Origin of the sequence: Mesorhizobium salmacidum (SeqCode), from assembly GCF_037179605.1 — a bacterium.
GTDB classification, from domain to species: Bacteria; Pseudomonadota; Alphaproteobacteria; order Rhizobiales; family Rhizobiaceae; genus Mesorhizobium; species Mesorhizobium salmacidum.
In genome coordinates this window covers 64936-88383 of sequence record NZ_JAPYKS010000019.1, presented here as the reverse complement: position 1 = coordinate 88383, position 23448 = coordinate 64936, and the positions used below count along the sequence as shown (strand labels likewise).

Below are 23448 nucleotides of genomic sequence, written 5' to 3'. Positions count from 1 at the left end.
ACATAATTCAACGCTTGGAAGAAAGCTAGCCCTGACGGGCTCCGGAGCCTCAAAATGAAAGCGCATTCGGGAAAGACCGCGATCGTGAAAGAGCGAATATGATGAAAGCCTTTGTCGCCGACAAATATGCGAAGAAAGGCGCGCTGCGGCTCGCCGACATGCCTGAACCGGAATTGCGAGACAATGATGTCCTGGTCGAGGTCCACGCCGCCGGCGTGAACCTTCTGGATTCAAAGCTCCGGGACGGGGAGTTCAAACTCATTGTGCCTTATCGGCCACCCTTCGTCCTTGGCCATGACGTGGCCGGCATTGTCGTGCGGGCCGGATCGAAGGTCCGCAAGTTCAAAGCCGGCGACGAAGTCTATGCGAGGCCGCGCGACGGACGGATCGGGACATTCGCCGAATTCATCGCCATGGATGAGGCCGACGTCGCCCTGAAGCCAAAAAACCTCAGCATGGAGGAAGCCGCTTCCATTCCCCTGGTTGGTCTGACCGCCTGGCAGGTGCTGGTCGAAAGGGCAGGGCTGAGGAAAGGCCAGAAGGTCTTTATCCAGGCCGGCTCCGGCGGGGTGGGCACGTTTGCCATCCAACTGGCGAAGCATCTCGGCGCGACGGTTGCGACAACGGCGAGCGCGGCGAACATGGGCCTAGTGAAAAGTCTCGGCGCCGATGTCGTCGTCGACTATCGTAGGGACGATTTCGAGAAGGTCCTGCAGGGCTACGACGTCATCGTGAACAGCCAGGATGCCAAGACGCTCGAAAAATCGCTGCGCGTGCTGAAGCCGGGCGGCAAGCTGATATCCATTTCCGGTCCGCCGGATCCCGGGTTCGCCAGGAAGCAAGGCCTCAACGTCGTGCTGAAGCTGGTGCTGCGGCTGCTCAGTCTCGGCATACGCCGCAAGGCCAAACGCGCCGGTGTGGACTATTCCTTCCTGTTCATGTGGGCGCAGGGCGACCAGCTGAGCCGGATCACGTCGCTCATCGAAACCGGCGTCATACGTCCCGTCATGGACCGGACTTTTCCGTTCGAACAGACCAACGAAGCCTTGGCCTATGTCGAAACGGGGCGTGCCAAGGGCAAGGTGGTCGTGAAGGTCAGATAAGGATGGCCGGGAGCCGCAGGACCCAATGTCGCGGCGACGGCCGGTTCGCTAGCCGGCGCTAACCGCCGGCCCTGTCTCGATCTCCTGAAGATAAAAAACCTTGCTCGGCTGCAGATGGTCGACGCAGAGCTGCGCCAGCACCCAATTGTCGCTGCGTTTCAGCGCCTCGATCATCATCAGGTGGTGCTGGCGCGAGATGTCGAGCTTGTCCCGGTCGGCCAGCGAATTGGCCCGTACCGGCAGGCTGAGGCGCATATAGTGCTCGATCGAGGACACCAGATAGGCATTGCCGCAGGCCGAGAACATGGTGAGGTGGAAACGGTCATTGGCCTCGTGGATGCCTCTGAGATAGCCGGCGTCGACATGGGCGCTGTAGACGTGGTGGATCTCGGTCAATTCGCCGATCAACGCGTCGCTCGCCGGCAGGCGGATCATCAGCGCGGCCTGGCGCTGCAGCATCTCGCGCACCTCGTAGATCTGGCGGACCTCCTCGGGCGCGAGCCGGCGCACCATGGCGCCCTTGTTGCGCTCGCGCGTGGCGACGCCGAGCCTTTCCAACTGGTAGAGGGCCTGGCGGATGGTGTGGCGCGAGACCGGGAAACGGGCCAGAAGCACGTCCTCGACCAGGCGCGTGCCGGGCGCCAGCCGGCCGAAGATGATGTCTTCCTCCAGCGCGTGGACGATATCGGCTTCCTTGCCGCCATAGTCGACCGTGTTGAGCATCGCGACCCTCTTGTTGGTCCGGCCAATGAGGATTGACCCCGGCCAATTTCTCATTGGCCGCAAGCCACTCTAGAGCATTTCCGGCGAAAACAGGATGCTCCATCCCTTTGTTCGCTGCTTGCGGGCCGACAGGGAAAGGCCCGCCACCGACGCGACTCGTGACGGGCCTTCTGGAGTACGCCGGGCTTCCCACCGCCCGGCCATTTGCAAAACCTGCCGGCGGCGCGATCGTTCCATCACAACAGGAAGCTTACCCCGGGGGGAACGGGCCTTGCGGAGGTGCAGCTATCCGCGGCAACCGCCGACAGTCTCACGCTTCCAAAAGCGTCGGCCTATTTGTGAATGAGCCATTCTATCAAGCCGGTCTCGACCCGCTCGTAGCCGGTAAACTCGGACACCAGGTTTTTGGCCAGATCGCGCCATTGACACTCGGGCAGGTTCGCTTCCCTGACCAAATCTCGAAATACAGCGCGGAGAATGTCGGCATCGAACGCGGAGACGGCAACGGGAGCCGCGTCTTCCCAGGCTTGGCCGGTGTCATCGCGATGGCGGCGGCGAAGCCGTTCCAGAAGCTCGCGTGATTGCGCGATCGCGCGCCGGGAATGGTCCAAATCGCGGCGAAAGGCGGCTTTTCCAGCAATGGAACGATGCCGTAACAGGAAGCTGGCTTCGATAGCTGCCTGCGCCATGTCTATATGGCTTTCAACCATCGCTACCTCCCTCAGGACTAATTTACTCCTCCGAAGGGGTATCTCAAAGGGGATTCACGTACGATTTGGTACGAGGGGAAGCTCGGCGGAGTATTGAACGGACCGGCCCGAACAGCGCAGGCGTGCGCAACGGCGACGCCCGCTTTGGTCGGGTGTAATGTCCCGACGACCATGTCAGCCCCTGGGCGACATGCATCAGTTCCTGTCCGACGGCTTCGAGCGCATCCTCGACACTGTCTCGCGCTCGGCGCGTTTGGAGCGCAGCGGCGGCAGGCCGCGATCGATCAGGTCCATGTCTTCCAGCACCATGTCGCCCATGCGCTTGAAGGCGATGTCGAGGGCGCCGGCGCGGTGGGCGGAGCGCAGGAAGCCGGGCAGCGTGCGCACGGGATGGTCGCCCGCCAGCGGCTCTTCGGGGAAGACGTCGCTGGCGGCGAGGATATGGCCACTCTTCACCGCCGCCATCAAGGCGGGGAAGTCGACCACGCCGGCACGGCTGAGCAGGATGAAGGCAGCGCCCTTGCGCATGCTGGCGAAAGCATCGGCGCCCAGAAAGCCCTGGTTCTCCGAGGTCACCGAGGCGACGACGAAAACGAAGTCGCTTTGCGACAGCACCTCGTCCAGCGAGGCCGGCTCGACGCCATTCTCGCTGAGGATCGACGGCGGCAGCCAGGGGTCGAACACCTTCGTGCGGGTGCGGAAGCCCGACAGCAGGCGGTTGAGCGCGCGGCCGAGATCGCCGAAGCCGATGATGCCGACATCGGCGCCCGAAAGCAGCCGCGCCGTCTGGTTGCCGTCGCCGCCCCATAGTTCCTGCCCCTGGCGGAAAGCGAGGTCGGCGTCGACGATGCCGCGGGCAAGGTTGAGCGCCATGGCCAGGCCGAGTTCGGCCACCGGCTCGGCGAAGACCAGGCCCGTCGTGACGACATGGATGCCGCGCGAAAAAAGCGTTTCATAGGGCATGTTGTCGAGGAGATTGCTCTCGACATTGAAGACGCAGCGCAGCGCCGTCATTGCTTCAAGCGTCTCCGGCGAGATCGGCGGTTGGCCGACGATGTAGCGGGCCTCGGCCAGCACCTCGGCCGGCAGTCGCGCCACGCCGTCCGGCGTCGTCTCGACGATGCGGTAATGCGCCTTGAGCCGCGCCAGCTGCGGCGGCGTGAAGATCAGCTCGAGCGTGCGCGGCTCGGGCGCGCTGATGACCAGCGGCAAGGCGGTCTCTGACATGGCAAGCTCCTCCCGAAACGGCTTGTGGCGCTTTCTCGGTCCTAAATCTATCCCGGACTAGCGGATTTAAAAAAGCACGGTAGACCGATTTACTCGGCGCAGGAGCGTTTCGCTCAAATCAGAGAGCCGTCCCGGCACGATTGACATTGCGGCAAAGCCGGTCTTCTCTGCGGTATCCAACAAGGGGGAATAGCTGATGAAGAAATACGAGAAGCCAAGCTGGCGGAAGCGCGAACGGCTTTCGGCCGTCACTGCCGCCGTTGTAGTTTCGGTAACGCTGACCTGAAGGCATTCGCTAGCCGTGACAAAGGCGCGACCGGTCGCGCCGTTTGCTTTGGGAAAAGCACGCCATCACCCCCGCGGCTTCGGCGGTGCGGGCTTCTGTTCCTCGCCGCTTGGCTCGGCGGACAGCCGCTGCTTGCGAAGGCGGGCTGTCTTTGCGTCGCGGGCCTGCCGTTCGGCGTCGAGGATGATCCGCGACTCGCGATCCGCTCTCTCAAGCTTTTTCTTGTCGACCAATCGGGCCACTTCGTTCTCCGGCGGCATGTCGCATTCCATAAAACCAATCGTGTGCGGCAAGGTTCCGCCGGATGCCGGCTGCGAGCGATCGCGTCAGGATTTTGCCTGGCCTGATCGCTCGGCGCGATGACCGGTCTGCCAGCTGGTGAGTTGGCGCTCGGCCTCGGATATGGTCACGCTCATCAAGCCGTCAAATTCGGCCATGGCTTCCATGTGCCCATGATCAATGATGGATTTGCGAAGGATGCGCATCGCCAGAATGGCATCCTGCAACGCTCGGTCGATGTTCTTGACCATGACAGGATCTCCTGCGGGCATAACCTGTCTGCGCGCCGCTGGTTCCGGCTGAACGGCACTGGATTTGCTTTTTTTCAGCGCTTGTAATTGTCCTGGGGAAGCGCTCCGGCGCTCCCCGTCCGCCGCAAGGGAGGGACAAGGTAGAGGTGCTGTCTTTGGGACAGCACCAGGGAAGCGCCTTCTGACGATAGAGGGCGGGAGGCCCTCATGCTATGCCCGGCTCCCGCCGCAGTCCCAAATGGCGCACCTTGCGGCCGATGATCACCAGCCGGCGTGCCATGTTGTTGCGCAGGCGCCGCGCGCGCCATTCCAGTCCGGTTTCGGTGGTGATCCGCTTGGCATATACGCTCACACGCATGCCTGCCTCATCGGAAGCTACCTTGACCGGATCGTCATAGAAGGTGCCGATCTTGTCAGCCGCCATGCCTGGTGTTTCCAGCCAGCGTGGAATGTGGACGGAATGGAGCTGATCGACGTCGATCATGACCCGCCCTATGCCGACGCCCGGCGTCGGGCATGTCGTACAGAACGCGTCGCCAATGAAGACGACCCCGTCGCGACGGTGGCCTTGCGTCGTGGTCAGATTGACCTGCCGGACCTCGACGGGACTTGCGAGAGCGAAGTTGCCGCATTGCGCCGATATTTCGGGCATCAGCTCGCAAAGCATCTTTTGCGAATCGGCCCGGAAATCCCTCGTCCATTGATCGGCCACGGTGCGATAGACGAACATGTTGGCCCGCATCTTGTCGCCGAGAGGGAAGATGCTGATGTAGGCTACGCGGTCGCTGGCCCGCCTGCCGTAGCAGGTGACGGCCCGAAAGCCGCAGTCGAGCTGGGAGACGGCGAGGTCGAAACCCATCGACAGCGAATGGGCTTTCGATTGCTCGATGCGTTCGACGCCGATGGCGCGCCGCACCGCTTCGCCGTAGCCGGTGGCGACCACCAGCAGGCGGGCAATGATGACGCTGCCGTCGCTCAGCACCAGGCGCTGCCGGTCCGGTCCGGTCGAGACCTCGACGACCTTGCCGACCGTTAGCGGCACTTGCGGGGGAAGGGCGTCACGAAGCCCGTTGATCAGCGCGCCATAGGAAAATGCGTATTCGGGCCTGCGCTCACGCGCGAACAACTGGCCGAGGCGGAAGACGTGAATGTCGTCAAACGGTGTGACGAGATGCATGATCGTTTTGTCTAGGCCGAGCTTCTCGAACAGCCGTATCTGGTCGGTACCGATTTTCTCGGCCCGGAACTCGTCGTGATGGATCCGGTGCGGGTCGATCAGCGCCACCTTGCGGCCGGCTTTTCCCAAGGCGGTGGCCAGCGTGGTGCCGGCCATTCCGGCGCCAACGATCGCCACGTCCACTTCGGCCGGGACAGCCTCGACGGTGGTCATCTCGCTGCCCTTCATGCCAGTCATCTTCTGTCTCCACAAAGTGTGGTGGAAAATATCTTCCGGGCCGTATCAACCTCAAGCAACCAGCGCGGGTGGCTGGTAGTAACAAATGTTTAGGTTAACTACGGTCGCCGCTTCTGTTTCCAGCGCGGCGCGATCGCCGAGCCATCGATGAACTCCAGGCCGCCCGCCTCGTTGAGCGTGTGCAGCTTACGCCCGCTCCATAGCGCGCCAGGGGTTAAGATCGTCTCGACACGCTGGTCCATGCCGTTCAAATCAAGGTGAGTGACGCGTGCGATGCCAAGGGCGCCGCCGTAGCTCCTGCGGCAGTCCTGCACCGGGCGCAGCAACTGGCCGCCGCGCTCCACCATGCGTCCGGCCGGCCGCGCCGAGGCGATATCGATCAGCACCGGATTCTTGGGATGCGGCGTCCAGGGGCCGCGAAAGTCCGGCGCCGACCACAGATGCAGCGCGTCGGAGAAAGCGCCGCCTCCGTCCCGGGCGGTGCCTTCACCGTCCCGGACGGTGGCAAACATCCACCACGAGCCACCATGCTCGACCAAGGTGGCGTCGCTGGCGACGATATCGGACAGCAGCGTCGCTTCCTTGACCCATCCGCCGGGGAAGGCGGTGGCGCGGTAGAGATCCACCGTGCGGTTGGCGCAGCTTTCCGGCACCATCCAGACCTCGCCGTCGCGCTCGAAGACGAAGGGGTAGGACAGGTGATAGGGCAGGTCGAGCACCGGCTCCGGGCGGCCGATCGGCCCCGACGGGCCGAACGGCACGGCGGAGATGATGGCTCGGCCCAGACGGTGGATATAGTCCTCGACGAACAGGGTTACCTGTCCCTGGCAAAGGATCGGGAACGGATCGGCGTAGAAGCGGCTGCCGTCGTCGGGCAGCTCTTGCCAACCCGATGCCGGATGTGCGCGCAGGTCGAACAGATCCCGCCCTCCGGTCTCGCGCCAGCCGACCTTCCAGTGCGGGGCATTGTAGCAGAGATGGTAGATCTTCTGGACGATGCGCCGCGCCAGCGCCTTGCCCGCCCTGACTCCGAGCTTGCCGGCCGAGGGCAGCGACGGCGCACCCCTACCGTCCATCGGCTCGGGCAGGACGGGCAGGGCGCCGCGTGCGGCACCCGTCACCGCCGCCAGGATCAGGCTTGCCGTGCGCGCCAGCATGTCCTGGAAGGCGGCAAGCGCGATGCCGCCATATTCGGTGCCCAGCCGTCCTTCGGCGACGACGGCACCATTCTCCTCGACGCGGGCCAGCGGGGTCCGGCCATCGAGGATCGACGCCAGCAGGGCGGCTTCGCCGCAGGCGCCGTCATAGGTCAAACGCCAGACGCGTGTTCCCTCCACTTGCACGTCCCCGCAGAGGTCGAGCACGAGGTCCGGCGAGACGGGCGTCCGCGTTTGGAAGGGTGCCAGCGCCGACAGCGGCAGGCGCTTGGCCAACCCATCCGCGGGCAAGCCGTGGATGACCGTTTCAAGCTGGAACAGCGCGGCTATGCTGCCTGGAATGCCGGTCCCGGCCGGGCATGCGTCGACGCTGACCTCGACATCGGCGAGCGCGGCCAGGCGCTGCAGCAGCAGCAGGTGAAAAGCACGGAGGCAGTCGCTGTCCAGGCGCAGGCTGACCTGCATGTCGCACCCCTAGAATTCTGATTTTCGGTAACGGCCGGCGTTCGATTTTTGGGCACGATAGGTGGGCGACGGTCGGACTGGAGGGAGATGTTGCTCCATTTCCATTCGTTTCCCGCTCGCTTGCGCCCTGTCAACACGGCCCGTGCCTTTGCTACGCAAACTCCGTGCCAAAAATCAGAAGAGCTCCCAACATAATTAATAGTGTTTTAACAGTTGGAGTAATAGCTAGGCTGAAGCCGCAATTTAGTCTTTTGAGGCATATGGAGTGTTGTCGGAGCGACCGTTGCAATCATCCCTGCTCTCGTTGCCGCAACAACACGGTCCGCAGGTGCAATATGCGCCGGAGCCACCTCCGGGCGCGTCGTATCCATCCTCGTCCGTCGAGCTGGGTGACCTGAAGCGTATATTGGTGCGCCGCCGTTTCCTGATCCTCGCCACAGCCGCACTGCTGACCCTTGCAGCGCTGCTCTATGGACTGTTCACGCCGGCGCTCTACAGCTCGGTGGCGGAGATCATCGTCGATCCGCAAGACCTGCAGGTGGTCACCAACGACGTCAATCCGAGCCGGGTTCCGCCCGATGGCGGCATCACCATGGTGGAAAGCCAGGTTGCCGTCGTCCAGTCGAGCGGCGTGCTGCTCAGGGCTATCGCGGCGACCAACCTGACCGAGGATCCGGAATTCAACGGGCAAGGTGGGTTGTTGAGCCGTTTGCTCGGCGGCGTGCTGGGCTCGGAGTCGACCGAGACCGACAAGACGGGCGAAACCGACAAGACGGGGACGACGCTCGATGCACTGCGCCGGCGGCTGGCGGTCAAGCGGGCCGACAAGGTGCTGGTCCTCGACGTGATCGTCACCGCCAAGAGCGCCGACAAGGCGGCGAAGCTCGCCAATGCCATCGCGCAGGCCTACCTGGCCGACCAGGCCGCCGCGCGCGCGAAGATGGCCACGGACGCTTCCGACTCCATCACCGCGCGGCTGGAAGAGCAGCGCAAGCGCGTCCAGCGGGCCGAGAATGCGGTCGAGGCCTACAAGTCCGCCAACAACATGGTGATGGCCGCGGGCAATCTGGTCAGCGACCAGGAACTGACCGAGATCAACACGCAGCTAGCGGCCGCGCAAAGCCGCACCGCGACGCTGAAGGCGCAGGTCGACCAGTTGCGCCGGTCCGGCGGCGCACCGGACGCGACCTCGGAAGCGATGCGCTCGGCGGTGATTTCGAGCCTGCGGGCACAGGAGGCGACGCTCGTCGACCAGGTCTCGCAGCTCGGCACGGAACTCGGGCCGCGCCATCCCTCGATGATGGCGGCCCAGCAGCAATTGCGCGACACGCGCGCGCTCATCGCGCGCGAACTCGGCCGCATCGGCGCCGCCGCCGAAACCGACTATGAGCGGGCACTGGCCAACCAGCAGGCGCTGGAGGCCAAGGTCGCGGGCATGAAGAGCAAGTCGCTCGACACCGACCAGGCCTCGGTCAAGCTGCGCGAACTGCAGCGCGATCTCGAGGCGGTGCGCTCGGTCTACGCCACCTACCTGCAGCGGGCGCAGGAAACGCGCGAGCAGGTCAATGTCGACAGCACCAATGCGCGCATCATCTCCGACGCCATGCCGGCCCTGAAGAAGAGCTGGCCGCCGCTGTTGCTGCTGGTATTCGGCGCGTTCTTCGGCGGGCTGGGGCTCGGCACCGGCATGGCGCTGATCGCGGAATATTCATCGCCGACGGTGCTTTCCAGCGGGCAGATGCAATCGGCGATCGACGCGCCCGTGGTGGGCGTGCTGCCGGCAAAATCGGCGCGCCGCCGCTGGTGGCCTTTCGGCGGCGCCGCCGCGCAGGCCGGACAGAGGATGGACGCCGTCGCCGGCCTGGCGTTGAGGCGCCTGTTCTCCTCCAGCCGGCGTCCGCCGGACTGGCCGCTGGTGCCGTCCATCCTGCTGACGTCGGCACCGGAAGATGCCGCGCAACGGGGCCGGGTGGCGCGCCTGCTGGCCAACGCTGCGGCTGCCAGGGGCAGCCGTGTCCTGTTCATCGACACCAATGCCGGCAAGGGCCAGAAGGAACCGCAGCCCGGCCTGCTCGACGTGCTGCGCGGCGAATATGCCTTCGAGGCGCTGAGCCAATACGTGCCCGGCAGCAACGTCGCGGTTCTCGGCAAGGGGCGGCCAAAGGCTGCCTTCTCCGAGGCGCAGGGCGTCTACTACACGCAGCACATGCTGGCCCAGGCGAGCCGCAATTTCGAACTCGTCATCGTCGACGGCGGCGCGCTGGCCGACAATCTCAACGCCTCGCCGCTGGTCGCCATGGTCGACGAGATCGTGCTTGTCGCCACGCTGAACGCGACGCCGATGCGCGATGTCACGGCGGCCTCGCAAGCCATTTCCGTCATGGGGCGGTTGCCGACCGGCGCCTTGCTGGTCGACGAGGCGGCCTGACATGTCTGCCATTCGGGGTGCCGCCCGGTCCGCCACTCCGGCAGCCGGCTGGGCCAGCCAGGGTCATGCAGCGACCGCGCGCCGCACCGGCAATTCACTCGACTGGGTGACCGGCTATGGCCTGGTTGCGGTGGTGGCGTTGCTGTTCAGCATCTCGGGCGGCATGCTGTGGCTGGTGGGCTACAATTACGACGGGCTGACCGGCAATCCGGCGACCAAGATCCACCCTTCCACCTATCTGCTCGTGCTGATGTTTGCCTGGCGGGCCTGCACGTTCGGCAACCCGGTCGGCTACACGCTGGCCATCGCCGACAGGCGGCCGGCGAGCGCGCTGCTGGCCATCATGTCGATCATGCTGCTGGTCATCGTCATCATCAGGCAGCGCCCCGGCATGGCCGGGATGATCGACACGTTCGCGGCGCCGGCGCTGCTGGTGATGATGCTGGCCGAGGCCGATGAAAAGATATTCGCCCGCATGCAAACGGTGGTGCACGCGGTGATGACGGTGAACGCGCTGCTGGCGCTGTTCGAGTTCGCCACCAAGACGCTGGTCTTTCCCTACCGGCTCGACGGCGTGGTGTTCATGAACGACCTGCGCTCGACGGCGCTTCAGGGGCATCCGCTGTCCAACGCCACGATCACCTCGATCTACGTGCTGGCGCTGCTTTCGGGTTCGCGATCGCTGTCCATGCCGCTGCGGCTCGGGCTGATCGGCCTGCAATGCGCGGCGCTGGTCGTGTTCGGCGGGCGCTCGGCGATGGTGACGACGATCGCGCTCGGCGGCATCTATCTGCTTTTCAGCGGCGTCGCTTATCTGCGGCGAGGACGCATCAGCCTGCCGGGTGCCGCCCTTGCGGTCATGCTCGCCTCGCTGCTGCCAGTCGTGCTCGCCATGCTGTTCTCCTACGGATTCTTCGACGCGCTGCTGGAACGCTTCGTGTCGGACAGCGGCAGCGCCAATGCCCGCGTCGAAATGTTCGAGCTCTTCAAGCATTTCGAACTGCGCGACCTGATCGTTGGGCCCGATATCGATCTCATCGAAAGCCTGCGCCGCATCAACGGCCTCGAACAGGGCATCGAGAACCCGATCATCCGCCTGCTCCTCTATCAGGGCGCTTTCTTCACCCTGCTGTTGTTTCTGGGCTTCGCACTGTTCATGCACGAAGTGGCGCGCCGCTGCCATCCCGGCATCTGGCTGACGATGCTGGGCTGGCTGATCCTGCTCAACACCTCCGAAAGCCTGGCGTCCAAGACGACGCTGATGACCAAGTTCGTGGTGATCGCGCTGGCGCTGTACCGGCCGGTGAGGGTGGGGGTACGACGCCCGGCGCAAGCGCCGCGAGTGTAGCGCTCTCTCTACTCCGGCATCCTCAACCCCAGCGCATCCACCATCGCAGGGTCGAGCGCCCGCGTCGTGTCGTCCATCATGCCCATGCCGTCGAAGAGGTCCCAGAAGGCCCAGGGAAAGCCTGATGCCTCGGCGCTCTGCCTGACATCTGATATGTAGCGGGCGCGGTCGGGGTTCGGGGCGGCGACGTAGCGGGCGTCGGTGCGCAGCGCGCCGAATTCGCCCATGATGACGCGCTGCGGCGCGATGCCGTGGCTGTCGGCCCAATCGCGCGCCTGGCTCAGATATTTGTCGATGAACCAGCGGTCGGGCCTGGCGTCGAAATAGACCTTCAGCACGCGTTCGGTCTCGGCATAGGCGGCCTGCTTGTCCGCTTCGGAGGTCTTGGTGTCCTGAGCCATGCGCGCCCTGACAGAGGCCAGCGTCTGTTCCAACGAGCCGGCGGAGGCCGGCCATGGCACGTTGTTGAGCGCGCGGTAGACGGGCTCGCGCATCCAGGGCGCGCCCTGATGGCTGAACAGATAGGGTTCGTAGAAATGGAAGGTGAAGAGGATCGGCTCGAAGGCCGCCAGCGGTTCCGGATCGAGCGCGGCGAGCCCGCTCACCATCGAGCCGCAGCCGCCGGTGACGACAAGCGGCAAGGTCCGGGATGATGCCCTGGCCGCCGTCAAAAGGGCCGCCTGAACGTTCGACCAGACATTGGAGGAGCAGGATTGCGGCGGCTCGTTGACGGGTTCCAGCGCCACCATGCCCTGTGCGAACCGCTGCTGCCTGCCGGCAAGCGTGCCGACCAGCGCGCGATAGGCTTCGAATTCCGGCGCGGCGGTGCTGGAGACCATGCGGTCGGGAGTCCAGTAATGGGTGGCGCCGTTGGCCTGCACGTTGACGATGATGCCCAGACCGGCATCGATGACGGCCGCCACAGCATCGTCCAGCATCGTCAGCAATTTTGCACGCGTGGCGGCGTCGGCGGCCAGGAAGGGGCCGGGATCGACGGGCAGGCGGATGAAATCGAGCCCGGTCCGGCGCAGCCGGCGAAGGTCGTCCGGTGTCGGCACCGGCCGCTGCGACTGGAAGGGCGGCCAGTCATAATCGGTGCGCGGCGCCGGAAATTCGCGTGTCAGCGCGAACCAGGGCCAGGCATTGACGCCGCGGCGAAAGCGCCATTCGCCAGTGGCGGCCAGCGCGGGCGCTGCGGTCGAAAGTGCCGCCGTGGCGGGCACCAGCGCCGTCGACAGCGCGGTCCTCAGCAGCCGCCGTCGCGACCAACCTGTCATACGGCGCCGGGCGAGGGGCGATCGACCGGCATGGCCGCAGCGGCGGGCACACCCAGAAGCCGATAGGCTTCGCTTTCATAGGCAAGCAGGATGTCGTCCCAGCGAAAGGCTTCGTTGGCGCGGGCCCTTGCGGCCTCGCCACAGGTCCTGACCAGGGCGTCATCCTCCATCGCCTGCCGCATCCGCTCAGCGCAGCTCCGCGCATCGGTGAAATAGATGGCGGCCGCACTCGCGGTCCATCGGTTGTAGGGGTTGTCGTGGGCGATCACCATGTTGCCGGCGGCCAGCGCCTCGACCAGCGACGGGTTGGTGCCGCCGACCGTGTGGCCATGCAGATAGGCGCGCGCGTGAAAACGCAGCGCCTTCACCGCCGCCTGATCGTAAATGGCGCCGGGCAACACCACCGAGGCGTTCGCCGCCTTGCGAACGGCGACATGATAAGGGATCTGGTCGGAAAGCGTGCCCAGAACCACCAGCTTCATGTCGCGCTTCTGGCTGCAGAAGGCCTCGACGATGGGCAGGATGCTGTTGTCGGGCTCGATGCGCGCGATCGAGATCAGATATTTGCCGGGCTCGAGGCCGAGCGCGCGCACCGGCGCCTCCGGTGCCGATGTCACGGGGTCGGCGCCATAGGTGATGGTGGCTATGGCGCTGCGCGGCCGGCGCGTCGCAAGGTGTTCCGCGATCACGGGGTGGTCGGCGACCAGACGGTGCGAGGCCCAGGCGCCGATCCACTCGTTGAGCCAGAACCATGTGCGCGCCGCCACACCCCATTTGGGCCGGCGCCACTCGATGCCGTCCATGTTGGTGATGATCTTGCGCCGCATCAGCCTCAGCCAGGTCAGGAAGACCGCGCCATTATAGCCGAGCACCAGGCAGACACCGGGCCGACGGGCAGCGTCGAGCACGCATTGCCAGTCGAATTCCAGCGTCGCGCGCGGGCCCTTCGAGGCGACCTGGACATGGATGAGCTCGATGCCTTTCCAGGTGTCGACGCGCACCCTCTGGTCGACCCGCTCGACTTCATCCTGGCAGTAGACGCCGACCTTCCAGCCGCGCCCGGCAAGAAACAGCGCCACCTTCTCGGCGAAGGTTTCAAAGCCGCCATGGGCGGCGGGAATGCCGCGCGTCCCGAGGATCAGGATGGTGGGCGTTTCCGGTTTCATGGCTGGTGGCGCTTTCAAATCCGCTCGCTCCGCAATGCGCGGGCCGTCTCGTCTGGAAACCACAGTCCAGCGATATCCATGCCAGACTCAGTTCCGCCCATTATGGCACCGGGATGTAAAATATTTCTTCCAGCGGCCGGAGTTGTTTCACTATCGGTCAACTATCCCGGCGTATGTGTATCGAAACAAGGCAATGCCGCGACCTGGCGACCAGCAGACGGTCAAGTCAGGGCCGGCATGATCCTTGCTCATGGACTTCTGTGCGCCACATCGGCGGAGGACGTGCAGCATTGGCATGGTGATCCGGGTTCCACATCCGCTCGTCACCATGCCGGCTATAAGTGAAGTCCAAAGGGGGTGTTGGGCTTGAAATTTCCAGTCGCCTGATCCGTCAGGTGGCGGGATCATCAAACTACCCCTGGCAGAAAGATGCATGGGAATATGCGGATTGCATGCGTCCATCAGGGCTATGAACTCTATGGTTCCGACCGCAGCTTCGCGGAGAGCGTGGCCGCGCTGCGCGCCGCGTTTCCGTCAGCCGACATCGAAGTGGTGCTGCCGCGCGGCGGACCGATCGTACGGATTCTCGAACCGCATGCGACCCGGATCGTCTTCGAGCCGCTCTGGGTGCTGAGGCGCCAGGCCGTTGCGCGCCTTGCCACGATCGAGATGGCGCGGCTGCCGGTCGCGGTGCTGAGGGCCTGGCGGCGGCTCAGGGATTGCGATCTCACCTATGTCAACACCTCGATCGTGGCCGACTACGCGCTGGCCGCGCGCCTTCTGCCGCACAAGGCCGTGCTGCACATCCACGAAATTCCCGAAGGCGCCATGCGCAGGATCCTTGTCGGCCTGATGCACTGGAGCCATGCCGATCTCATCTTCAACTCGCGCGCCACCCGCGCCGCGTTCGGCGAGCCCAGATCCGCGCGCTCCCATGTGATCTATAACGGCGTCGCCGGCCCGGCCGCGGCCGAAGCGACGACCTATGACGGCAAGCGCCCGCTCAAGGTGCTGCTGCTTGGCCGCATCAACAGGATCAAGGGCCAGGAAGTGCTTTTGGAGGCGATCGCCTCGCTGCCGGCGCAACTCAAGTCGAGGATCGAGGTGCGGCTGGTCGGCGGGGCCTTCGAAAGCGTCGAACGCGAACGCGCGCTCGCCGAACTGGTCGGGAGCATGGGACTCACGGGACGCGTCAGCGTGCTGCCCTTCATCCCCGACCCGTCCGAGCATTATCGCTGGGCCGATATCGTCACCGTACCGTCGCGGCGTCCCGAATCGCTCGGCCGTGTCGCCATCGAGGCGATGGCCTATGGCCGGCCGCCGCTGGTGTCGGCGATCGGCGGGCTGGTCGAGGTGGTCGCCGAAGGCGAAACCGGCTGGCATGTTCCGCCCGGCGATGCCGCCGCCCTTGCCGGCAAACTCGAGGAAATCATCCTGCGGCCGGAGGCATGGCGCTCCTTTGTCGCCGCCGGGCGGGCACGCTACGAGGCGGTCTTCAGCGAGCCGGTCGCGGCCGCGGCGATCGCGGCAATAGCCGCGGACAAGCTGAAGGCGGCCATCGCCAAGCCGGGCCGGACGGCAACCGCCCGCCAGGCGGAGACACGGCCGTGAAACTGCCTGGCCATCTGGTGCGGCGCCTCGTGCTGATGATCGGCGGCGAGGCGATGCAGAGCGGCTTCCACTTTGCCCTCAACATCGCGCTGCTGCACATGCTGTCGGCGCAAGGCTACGGCCTCTTCGCCATCGGCATGGTGATGGGCGGCGTCGGCCTGTCCTACATCAGGTCGCTCACCGCCGTTCCCGCCTCGATATGGATGAGCAAGAGCACCAACAGCGCCGGCGTCAATGCCTATGACGTGGCCTTCGGGACGGCGGCGCTGGTCGTTGCGTTGCTGATGGCCATCTGCACGGCGATCGTGATGCGTCTTTTGGGCGATCCCAGCGGAATTGCCGCCGGCTGTTTCGTCGGCGCATGGTCGCTGCGCAGCCACATGCGCACGGCCTTCTTCGCGCGCCGCCAGCAGGTGATCGTCTCCATCAGCGATGCTGCTTTCACGATCGCCGGCACCATCATGGCCGGCCTTGCGATCTGGCTGGCCAGGGATGCGCTGCAGAGCGTGTTCTATGCACTTGCTGCGGCCAACCTGTTTGGCATCTTCGTCCTGGTTCGGCTGGCGCGCCGCACGATGCGCATCAGCTTCCGCATGCCGACGCGGCGGCGCTATGCAAAGCTCTGGTCGCAGCTCTGCTGGTCGGCTTTCAGCGCCACCACCACCAACATCCAGGGGCAATGCCTGGCGCTGCTGGTCGCGGGCATTGCCGGGCCGGCCGCCTATGCGCCGCTGGCGGCGGTGCTCGTGCTGTTCGCGCCGCTGCGCATCATCAGTCTCGCCTTCGTGAACATGACGCAGCCGGAACTGGCCAAGCTGATGCGCAGCAACGAAACGCGCCGTGTCTGGGCGCAGGCAAAGCTGTGGGCTGTCGTCATGGGGTTCGGCGCGGTGGCCTATGGATGCGCCATCATGTTCGTCCTGCCGATGATAAAGTCCCAGGCTCTCCAGGATGCCTCGGTGGGGTTCATCGGGCTTTTCGTGATCGCGAATTTCGTCCCGATCATGCTCTACATCATGCCCCGCGTCGTGCTCGAGATAATGGGTGACTTCCGCATCGTGGCGTTCATCACCTTGGGCGGCGCCATTGTCGGACTGGCGTTGATCGCGATCCTGCTGGTGGTCGCGTCTCCGCCCTGGTCGCTGGCGGGTTCCGCGGTCTCCGAGATCTTCGTGCTCGTGGCATCGTGGTACTTCGTGCATCACCGCATGTGGAACATCGAACACCCGGACCAGCAGCACGACAGCCGGCTGGGCTCGTGGCGGCGGGCGGTTTCGTTCGCCGCGGCAAGACGATAGGAGAGAGATGTGTCAGGCCAGGCAGTGCAAATTGCTGCGGTGACGGACTTGCCCGGCGGGCAGGTTCGGCATCCCGCCGCGATCGCGGCGAACGGCACCTATACGGCGAAACTGCATACCAGCCTGGAAGCGGTCAGGCCGCTCTGGCTGCGCCTCCAGGCGGATGGCGTGTGCACCGGCCACCAGATTTTCGCCTGGGCGGAAGGGATCGTGGCGCGGCTGTTGCCGGAAAGCGCGGAACTCCTCATCGTGGAGGTGGGCGACGCCGCGACCGGCGAACCCAGAATGCTGGTGCCGCTGATGCGGCGTAGGGCGTTCCAGCATTGGGTGGTCGAATGGTTGAGCGGTAGTGTCTGCGACTACGCGGCGCCGCTGCTGGCCGATGCCACCCCGTGGACCAGGCAATCCGCGCAGGCTGCGTGGGCGGCGGTGCGCTCGGCGCTGCCGCCGTCGGACCGCGTCCACATCGTGGGAATTCCGCGACAGATCCACGGCGTCGCCAATCCGCTGGCCTTGCTCCCGGACACGCGCGATTCCATCCAGACCGCCTTCGGCCTCGCCATCGACGGCGACCCCGAAACAGTCCTCAAGCGTCATTGCAGGCCATCCTTCGTCAAGGAATTCGGCAAGGACTGGCGTCGCCTCGAACGGCTTGGCAGCGTGGAACTGGTCGAGGCCGACGCGCCGGCCGAGGTTGAGCGCATCTTCGCTGAATTGGTGCGGATGCGGCTCGATCGCTTTCGCGAGCTTGGTCGCTTCGACTTGCTGACGCAGGAGAAGATCGTCGATTTCTATCGAAACGCGGCCATTCAGGGCCTGTCGGATGGCTCGGTGCGGCTTTTCGGGCTGCGCGTCGGCGAGGCCCTGATCGCGGTTCAATATCTGCTGGTTCATCAAGGGACCGTCCACGCTCTCCTGATAGCGATGGACCAGAGCGTCGCGCCCAATGTCTCACCAGGGCTTGCAATCATGGGCAGGTTGATCGGCTGGGGGCGCGAACAGGGCTTTGGGTATTTCGACCTGTCCGTCGGCAACCAGGGCTACAAGGAACATATGGGCGCAAAGGGCTCGGAATTGGTCGAACTCTGCCATGGGTTCACGATGCGGGGCAGCGTGGCCAATGCCGTCATCGAGTTCCGCAGGCGGGCCGAGGCTTTCGTGCGCACCAAGCCGGGGCTTTACAAGGCCGTACAGGGCGTGATGCGCCGTTTGCGGCGGCTGAAGACCTGAAGGACGCCCGCGAAATTGACAGGGCCGCGCGTCTCCGCCATCCTTGGGGGCAGTCGCCGGGCCGCCAGGAACGGCCGAGTTCCGTGTCAGGCGACCGAGGGCGAAGCGCATGTCCACTGCCGTGAACAGCCAGAACTCCATGCGCGCCGCGGTGCGCAAGGCGCTCGACCGCCACAAGGTCTACATTACCGCGCAGCGTTTCTCCGATGGCACCTACAGTGCGCGCGTGCTAGTCGACGGCGAGGCCTACTGGGTCGACGAATTCCGCTTGAGCCAGTTGCAGCAGGGGCTGTCGCCGGCCGAGCTGGAACTGACGCCGGCGATTGACGATTGAGACCAAGTGAAAAATCGCGAATGGTGCAAACGTAGCGCCCTACGGCGCCCCCCTCTGTCCTGCCGGACATCTCCCCCGCAAGGGGGGAGATCAGATGTCGCCGGCGCTTTCGCCAATCGTCAAGGTTGCAAGACAGGCGCGGCCAGGAAAGCTGCCAATCTCCCCCCTTGCGGGGGAGATGTCCGGCAGGACAGAGGGGGGCGTGAAGGAACGCGGCGCCGACAAGCCGTGCTTATCGTCGCCTGAACATGCCACCGCCCGCCAAACTCAAAACCTATCGCGCCAAGCGCGAATTCTCGAAGACGCCGGAGCCGGCCGGCGGGTCGATGGCCGGCGACGGCAACCGCTTCGTCATCCATAAGCACCATGCGACGGCGGACCATTACGATCTGCGCCTGCAAGTCGGCGATGTCTTGAAAAGCTGGGCGGTGCCGCGCGGGCCCTCGCTCAACCCTGCCGACAAAAGGCTGGCCGTGGAGACCGAGGATCATCCGCTCGAATATACCGATTTCGAGGGCGTCATCCCCGAGGGCGAATATGGCGGCGGGCCGATGATCGTCTGGGACACCGGCATCTGGGCGCCGATGGACGATGTCGACAAAAGCCTGCGCACCGGCGCCTTCAAGTTCCGGCTGGCCGGCGAAAAGCTCAATGGCGGCTGGATGCTGACGCGCCTGAAGCCCAAGCCGGGCGAGGACGAGAACAAGAAGAACTGGCTGCTGTTCAAGGAGCGCGACCTCGCCGCCGACACGGCGCTGAACATCCTCGAAGCGCGACCGGAAAGCGTGAAATCCGGCCTGCGCATCGAGGAACTGGTGGCGCCGCCGAAGCCGGCCGCGAAATCCGCGCCAAAGCCTGGGTCGTTGAGGCCGGGCGACCTGCCGGGCGCGGCCAAGGCGCCGGCACTGAGCCGTATCGAGCCGCAATTGGCCACGCAGGTGCCGAAGCCGCCGGGTGGCGAAAGCCTTGCCGACAATACCAACGAGCTCTGGCTGCACGAGATCAAATTCGACGGCTACCGCACCATGGCGCATGTCTCCGACGGGGAGGTCCGGCTGATCACCCGTGGCGGCATCGACTGGACGAAGCGCTATGGCGACCTTCCCCATGCGTTCGCCAAGCTGCCGTGCCGCGAGGCGATCATCGACGGCGAGATCGTCGTGCTCGACGCCAAGGGCATTTCCCGCTTTGCGCTGCTGCAGGACGCGCTGGCGGAGGGCGCCGGCAGCAAGCTGCACTTCTACGCCTTCGATCTCCTGCAACTCGATGGCTGGGACCTGATGAAGGTGCCGCTCATCCGGCGCAAGGCGCTGCTGGCCGAACTGCTTGGCGGGCTTGGTGCCAACTCCGCCATCCAGTTCTCCGACCATGTCGAGGGTTCGGGGCAGGGGCTCTACGACCAGGTGACGGAACTCGGCCTGGAGGGCGTGGTTTCCAAGCGCGCGACCGCGATCTATCAGAGCGGCCGCACCAAGAGCTGGACCAAGACCAAGGCGCTCGAAAAGGGCGATTTCGTCATCGCCGGCTACACCACTTCGGACGCGGCCGAGGGGCTGGCCGCGCTCGGCATGGCCGAGTGGGTGGACGGCGAACTGCACTATCGCGGCAAGGTTGGCACCGGCTTCGATGCCGCGACCGCGGCCGACCTGCTGGCCCGGCTGGAGCCGCTCACGTCCGGCGCAACGCCGCCGGAAGGTGTGCCGCGCGAGATCATGCGCGAGATGAAATGGGTCAAGCCTCTGTTTTCGGCGCGCATCCATTTTGCGAACCGCACGGCGGACAATGCGCTGCGCCATGGTGTGTTTCGCGGTCTGCGTGACGTCGGCCTGTCGACTCCGGTGTCGGCAAAACGCAAGCGGCTGATCGCTGAAGCCGACCTTGCCACCATCTGGGTGACAAACCCGACGCGGCGGCTGTTCGGCAGGAACGGCCCGACCAAGCTCGACATCGCCGTCTATTACGCGCTGGTCGGCGACTTCATGCTGCCGCACATCCTTGGCCGCCCGGTGTCGCTGGTGCGCTGCCCGACCGGCCTGCCCAAGGATTGCTTCTTCCAGCGCCACGCCTTCACCGGCATGCCGCCTTCGGTGGTGACGTTCCAGGCGACCAATTCCGAGGGCGAGACCAAGTCCTATCTCTCCGTCGAGGGCGCCAAGGGCTATCTGGCGCTGGCGCAGTTCGGCGTCGTCGAGTTCCACACCTGGGGCACCCATCGCACCAGCCTCGACAAGCCCGACCAGATCGTCTTCGACCTCGACCCGGGCGAGGGGATTTCCTGGCGCGAGGTGGTCGAGGCCGCCGTTCACATCAAGGGCGAGCTGGAGGGGCTGGGGCTGGTGCCATTCGCAAAAACTTCGGGCGGCAGCGGCATCCACATCACGGTTCCGGTGACCGGCAAGCAGAACTGGAAGAAGCTGCACCAGGCGACCAGCGCGATATCGACGCATCTTACGGCCACCGCGCCAGACACCTTCACCACCACCATGGGCAAGGAAAACCGCAAGCGGCGCATCTTCATCGACTATCACCGCAACGCGCGCGGCCACACCTCCGCCGCCCCCTATTCGCTGCGCGCCCGCACCAACCTGCCGGCCTCGACACCGGTGAGCTGGAGCGATCTGGAGGCGATCGATGCGCCGCAGGATTTGAATTACGCGTCGCTGCCGGGGTTGCTGGAGACATCGGGCGATCCGTGGGCAGAGATTGACGAGTTCGCGCGGGATTTGCCCGCCTCCCTTTCCTAGGTCGTCGCCGTGTCGCTCCGCTCCTTGCTTCGCCGTAGGAACAAGGCATGCCCGCCCAGGCTAACGGCCAGAGCCACATCATCTCCATCGACGCTTCCGACAATTTGAATTATTCTCCGCCCGTGACCCCCGAAAACCGGCGGGAAGATTTCGTCAGGGATTTGCCGATATTGTGCCGGGTCGGTGTAGGATTTGCGCAGCCTTGTTCGTCCTTCGGACGAAGCGCTGCGAAGTAACTGTCAGCGCGTGGCCGCGTAGGAGTCATCATGGCGCCCAGGGCAAGTTGGAAAGGTTACCTCAAACTCAGTCTGGTCAGCTGTCCGGTGCGGCTATACCCCGCCACCAGCGCCAGCGAACGCATCTCGTTCAACCAGCTGCACAAGAAGACCCACAACCGCATCAACATGAAGCCGGTCGACCCTGAACTGGGGCTCGTCGAACGCGCGGATCTGGTCAAGGGCTATGAGTACGAGGACAAGCAGTACATCATCATCGACGATGCCGACCTCGACGCGGTGCGCATCGAATCCAATCACACGATGAACATCGAGGCCTTCGTCGACGAGGACGAGGTCGACGTCATCTACCAGGACGCGCCCTATTACATGGCGCCGGACGGGGCGATGGCGGAAGAGACCTTCGCCGTGCTGCGCGAGGCGATGCGCAAATCCGGCAAGCTCGCCATTGCCCGGCTGGTGTTGTCCAGCCGCGAGCGCGTGGTGACAATCGGCGCGCGCGAGAACGGCATGTTCGTGTGTACGTTGAGGAACCCGAACGAAGTGCGTGGCACGGCTGAATATTTCGGCAACATTCCGGCCATGAAGCCTGACCCGGAAATGCTGCAGCTTGCCGAAGCGCTGATCAAGCAGAAGGAAACCACCTTCGATCCGAAGAATTACGAGGACCGCTACGAAGTCGCGCTGATGTCGATGATCCGCGAGAAGCTGAAGGGCCACAAGCCGATCATCGCGGCGGCACCGGAACGCGGCAATGTCATCAACCTGATGGATGCGCTGAAGGCCAGCCTGTCGCAGTCGAAGCCGCCGGCCAAGTCGAAGAGCAAGGCCGACGAGGCCGCCAAGCCCGTCGCCAAGAAGGCGGCAGCGGGTGGTGCGCCTGAAAATCCGCTCAAGGCCAACCTGCTCAAGGCGGTCGGCAAGAGCAAGAAATGACGGCACCGGCCGTTCCGGGGGCTGTCTTTGGTACGATCGGCGCGCTGGCGGCGTTTCCGCTCAGGCTCGCCGCGCGCGAGGTGGAGCGCCAGCACGGCCAGCTCAGGCGCGGCGTCACCAGGCGTACCACCCATGTCGTGTTCGGACGGACCTTGCTGGCCAAGGCCGGGCTGGCGAAGGCCGGACTGACCAAAAATAGCGACGGCGAGATCGAACGCCGCCTCGGCGCCGAGCGTGCGGCCGGGCGCATTCTCTTGAGCGAGAACGGTTTCCTGCGGCTGCTCGGGCTGATGAAGACGCCCGAGGCGTCGTCGCTGTCGCGCCAGTCGCTGATCGACCAGTCCAGGCTGTCCGGCGCCGATCTCGACCGGCTCAGCCTGTTCGATGCCTTCGAGCATGATGGCGAGCCCTATTCCTTCCGCGACCTGATCCTGGCGCGCAAATATGCCGGGCTGACCGCCGGCGGCGCCACATGGGGCGCGATCGCGCGCTCCGTCCACCGCTCCGGCCCCGTCGCTTCGCTCACCGCCAAGTCGCTCAATGTCGGCTCGCAGCATGGCCGGCCCGACGCCATCTACCTCGAAGGCGGCCAGAGCGAAGTCGACGGGCAATTGCTGTTCGATCTGGGCGCGGCGGCACAAGGCGACGACACGCTGGAAGATCTGTTCGCCGAGGCGGAAGCGGCGGAAGAGGGCGGCGACCATGACCATGCAGCGGCACTTTACCAGCGCTGCCTCGCCATCGATCCGACCGACGCCATCGCCGCCTTCAACCGCGCCAACTGTTTGCGCGGGTCCGGGCGCGTGGCGGAAGCCGCGCACGATTATGCCAGGGCGATCAAACTCGACCCGGCCTTCGTCGAGGCCTGGTTCAACCTCGCCGGCCTGATGAGCGAGCAAGGCCGCGACGCCTCGGCGCGAAGGCACTTGCAGAAGGCGATCGGGCTCGACAGGAATTATGCCGATCCTGTCTTCAACCTGGCGCGGCTGGAGTTTGACGCGGGCAATCTGCTTGAGGCGCGACGGCTGTGGGTGCGGTATCTGGAGCTCGACGCGGCATCGGAATGGGCTGGAGTGGCGGCCAGGGGCGTGCAGTTCGTGGATATGCAGCTGGCGAGGTCGGCGGGGTGAGGGTCTTTCCTTCTCCCCTTGTGGGCCTGTTGCGCAATATTGCGGGAGGCGTGTTGTGAGGATTGAGGGCGGCCATTTTCGTTGCTTTGGAGGCT

19 protein-coding genes are annotated in these 23448 nt (G+C 65.0%); 10 read left to right on the top strand and 9 right to left on the bottom strand.

Going from position 1 to position 23448, the window contains the following annotated elements; all coding sequences use genetic code 11:
• Nucleotides 1-101 precede the first annotated feature (101 nt).
• Nucleotides 102-1103 carry an NADP-dependent oxidoreductase gene (locus O7A60_RS23720; RefSeq protein ID WP_337108244.1) on the top strand — a complete coding sequence of 334 codons (1002 nt, stop codon included), beginning with the start codon at nt 102-104 and terminating at the stop codon, nt 1101-1103.
• 48 nt (nt 1104-1151) lie between these two features.
• Here O7A60_RS23720 and O7A60_RS23715 read toward each other — a convergent pair whose 3' ends face one another.
• The 7 genes from O7A60_RS23715 to O7A60_RS23685 all read right to left on the bottom strand — a co-directional run bounded on the left by O7A60_RS23715 (nt 1152) and on the right by O7A60_RS23685 (nt 7615).
• The gene (locus O7A60_RS23715; RefSeq protein WP_337108243.1) at nt 1152-1826 is read right to left on the bottom strand and encodes a GntR family transcriptional regulator; all 675 of its coding nucleotides are present in this window, start codon (nt 1824-1826) and stop codon (nt 1152-1154) included.
• Between the two features lie 332 nt (nt 1827-2158).
• On the bottom strand, nt 2159-2536 hold the full coding sequence (locus O7A60_RS23710; protein WP_337108242.1) for a hypothetical protein: 378 nt from the start codon (nt 2534-2536) through the stop codon (nt 2159-2161).
• A 195-nt stretch (nt 2537-2731) separates the two neighbouring features.
• Nucleotides 2732-3763 carry a hydroxyacid dehydrogenase gene (locus tag O7A60_RS23705; RefSeq protein ID WP_337108241.1) on the bottom strand — a complete coding sequence of 344 codons (1032 nt, stop codon included), beginning with the start codon at nt 3761-3763 and terminating at the stop codon, nt 2732-2734.
• Nucleotides 3764-4114: 351 nt separating this feature from the next.
• Nucleotides 4115-4309 carry a hypothetical protein gene (locus tag O7A60_RS23700; RefSeq protein ID WP_140508676.1) on the bottom strand — a complete coding sequence of 65 codons (195 nt, stop codon included), beginning with the start codon at nt 4307-4309 and terminating at the stop codon, nt 4115-4117.
• Between the two features lie 66 nt (nt 4310-4375).
• Nucleotides 4376-4579, bottom strand: coding sequence for a hypothetical protein (locus O7A60_RS23695; RefSeq protein WP_140508552.1), 204 nt, complete (start codon nt 4577-4579; stop codon nt 4376-4378).
• Nucleotides 4580-4784: 205 nt separating this feature from the next.
• Entirely contained in the window at nt 4785-5993 is a 1209-nt protein-coding gene (locus O7A60_RS23690) for an NAD(P)/FAD-dependent oxidoreductase (protein WP_337108240.1), read from the bottom strand.
• A gap of 98 nt (nt 5994-6091) precedes the next feature.
• On the bottom strand, nt 6092-7615 hold the full coding sequence (locus tag O7A60_RS23685) for a glucosamine inositolphosphorylceramide transferase family protein (RefSeq protein WP_337108239.1): 1524 nt from the start codon (nt 7613-7615) through the stop codon (nt 6092-6094).
• Between the two features lie 283 nt (nt 7616-7898).
• Between O7A60_RS23685 and O7A60_RS23680 the strand changes: the two genes are divergently transcribed.
• Nucleotides 7899-10043 (top strand): GumC family protein, encoded by a 2145-nt coding sequence (locus O7A60_RS23680; protein WP_337108238.1) that lies wholly within the window; start codon nt 7899-7901, stop codon nt 10041-10043.
• 1 nt (nt 10044) lies between these two features.
• The gene (locus tag O7A60_RS23675) at nt 10045-11391 is read left to right on the top strand and encodes a VpsF family polysaccharide biosynthesis protein (protein WP_337108237.1); all 1347 of its coding nucleotides are present in this window, start codon (nt 10045-10047) and stop codon (nt 11389-11391) included.
• Between the two features lie 8 nt (nt 11392-11399).
• Here the strand turns inward: O7A60_RS23675 and O7A60_RS23670 are convergent, their stop codons facing one another.
• Nucleotides 11400-12668 (bottom strand): glycoside hydrolase family 5 protein, encoded by a 1269-nt coding sequence (locus O7A60_RS23670; protein ID WP_337108236.1) that lies wholly within the window; start codon nt 12666-12668, stop codon nt 11400-11402.
• Entirely contained in the window at nt 12665-13834 is a 1170-nt protein-coding gene (locus O7A60_RS23665) for a glycosyltransferase (protein WP_337108235.1), read from the bottom strand. Before O7A60_RS23665 ends, O7A60_RS23670 begins: the two co-directional genes overlap by 4 nt.
• A gap of 441 nt (nt 13835-14275) precedes the next feature.
• Between O7A60_RS23665 and O7A60_RS23660 the strand changes: the two genes are divergently transcribed.
• The 7 genes from O7A60_RS23660 to O7A60_RS23630 all read left to right on the top strand — a co-directional run bounded on the left by O7A60_RS23660 (nt 14276) and on the right by O7A60_RS23630 (nt 23353).
• Nucleotides 14276-15445: a glycosyltransferase gene (locus tag O7A60_RS23660; protein ID WP_337108234.1), complete on the top strand. Its 1170-nt coding sequence runs from the start codon at nt 14276-14278 to the stop codon at nt 15443-15445.
• Nucleotides 15442-16743 (top strand): MATE family efflux transporter, encoded by a 1302-nt coding sequence (locus O7A60_RS23655; protein WP_337108233.1) that lies wholly within the window; start codon nt 15442-15444, stop codon nt 16741-16743. Before O7A60_RS23660 ends, O7A60_RS23655 begins: the two co-directional genes overlap by 4 nt.
• A 9-nt stretch (nt 16744-16752) precedes the next feature.
• On the top strand, nt 16753-17973 hold the full coding sequence (locus tag O7A60_RS23650; protein ID WP_337108232.1) for a GNAT family N-acetyltransferase: 1221 nt from the start codon (nt 16753-16755) through the stop codon (nt 17971-17973).
• A gap of 109 nt (nt 17974-18082) precedes the next feature.
• Nucleotides 18083-18307 (top strand): hypothetical protein, encoded by a 225-nt coding sequence (locus O7A60_RS23645; RefSeq protein ID WP_337108231.1) that lies wholly within the window; start codon nt 18083-18085, stop codon nt 18305-18307.
• Nucleotides 18308-18555: 248 nt separating this feature from the next.
• Nucleotides 18556-21051 carry a DNA ligase D gene (gene ligD / locus O7A60_RS23640; RefSeq protein ID WP_337108230.1) on the top strand — a complete coding sequence of 832 codons (2496 nt, stop codon included), beginning with the start codon at nt 18556-18558 and terminating at the stop codon, nt 21049-21051.
• A 266-nt stretch (nt 21052-21317) separates the two neighbouring features.
• Entirely contained in the window at nt 21318-22223 is a 906-nt protein-coding gene (ku, locus tag O7A60_RS23635; RefSeq protein WP_337108229.1) for a non-homologous end joining protein Ku, read from the top strand.
• The gene (locus O7A60_RS23630) at nt 22220-23353 is read left to right on the top strand and encodes a tetratricopeptide repeat protein (RefSeq protein ID WP_337108228.1); all 1134 of its coding nucleotides are present in this window, start codon (nt 22220-22222) and stop codon (nt 23351-23353) included. Before ku ends, O7A60_RS23630 begins: the two co-directional genes overlap by 4 nt.
• Nucleotides 23354-23448 lie beyond the last annotated feature (95 nt).

Bases quoted from the DNA above. Each gene is read 5' to 3' on its own strand.
- O7A60_RS23720 (WP_337108244.1), top strand. From the start codon at position 102: ATGAAAGCCTTTGTCGCCGACAAATATGCGAAGAAAGGCGCGCTGCGG.
- O7A60_RS23715 (WP_337108243.1), bottom strand. From the start codon at position 1,826: ATGCTCAACACGGTCGACTATGGCGGCAAGGAAGCCGATATCGTCCAC.
- O7A60_RS23710 (WP_337108242.1), bottom strand. From the start codon at position 2,536: ATGGTTGAAAGCCATATAGACATGGCGCAGGCAGCTATCGAAGCCAGC.
- O7A60_RS23705 (WP_337108241.1), bottom strand. From the start codon at position 3,763: ATGTCAGAGACCGCCTTGCCGCTGGTCATCAGCGCGCCCGAGCCGCGC.
- O7A60_RS23700 (WP_140508676.1), bottom strand. From the start codon at position 4,309: ATGCCGCCGGAGAACGAAGTGGCCCGATTGGTCGACAAGAAAAAGCTT.
- O7A60_RS23695 (WP_140508552.1), bottom strand. From the start codon at position 4,579: ATGGTCAAGAACATCGACCGAGCGTTGCAGGATGCCATTCTGGCGATG.
- O7A60_RS23690 (WP_337108240.1), bottom strand. From the start codon at position 5,993: ATGACTGGCATGAAGGGCAGCGAGATGACCACCGTCGAGGCTGTCCCG.
- O7A60_RS23685 (WP_337108239.1), bottom strand. From the start codon at position 7,615: ATGCAGGTCAGCCTGCGCCTGGACAGCGACTGCCTCCGTGCTTTTCAC.
- O7A60_RS23675 (WP_337108237.1), top strand. From the start codon at position 10,045: ATGTCTGCCATTCGGGGTGCCGCCCGGTCCGCCACTCCGGCAGCCGGC.
- O7A60_RS23670 (WP_337108236.1), bottom strand. From the start codon at position 12,668: ATGACAGGTTGGTCGCGACGGCGGCTGCTGAGGACCGCGCTGTCGACG.
- O7A60_RS23665 (WP_337108235.1), bottom strand. From the start codon at position 13,834: ATGAAACCGGAAACGCCCACCATCCTGATCCTCGGGACGCGCGGCATT.
- O7A60_RS23660 (WP_337108234.1), top strand. From the start codon at position 14,276: ATGCGGATTGCATGCGTCCATCAGGGCTATGAACTCTATGGTTCCGAC.
- O7A60_RS23645 (WP_337108231.1), top strand. From the start codon at position 18,083: ATGTCCACTGCCGTGAACAGCCAGAACTCCATGCGCGCCGCGGTGCGC.
- ligD (WP_337108230.1), top strand. From the start codon at position 18,556: ATGCCACCGCCCGCCAAACTCAAAACCTATCGCGCCAAGCGCGAATTC.
- ku (WP_337108229.1), top strand. From the start codon at position 21,318: ATGGCGCCCAGGGCAAGTTGGAAAGGTTACCTCAAACTCAGTCTGGTC.
- O7A60_RS23630 (WP_337108228.1), top strand. From the start codon at position 22,220: ATGACGGCACCGGCCGTTCCGGGGGCTGTCTTTGGTACGATCGGCGCG.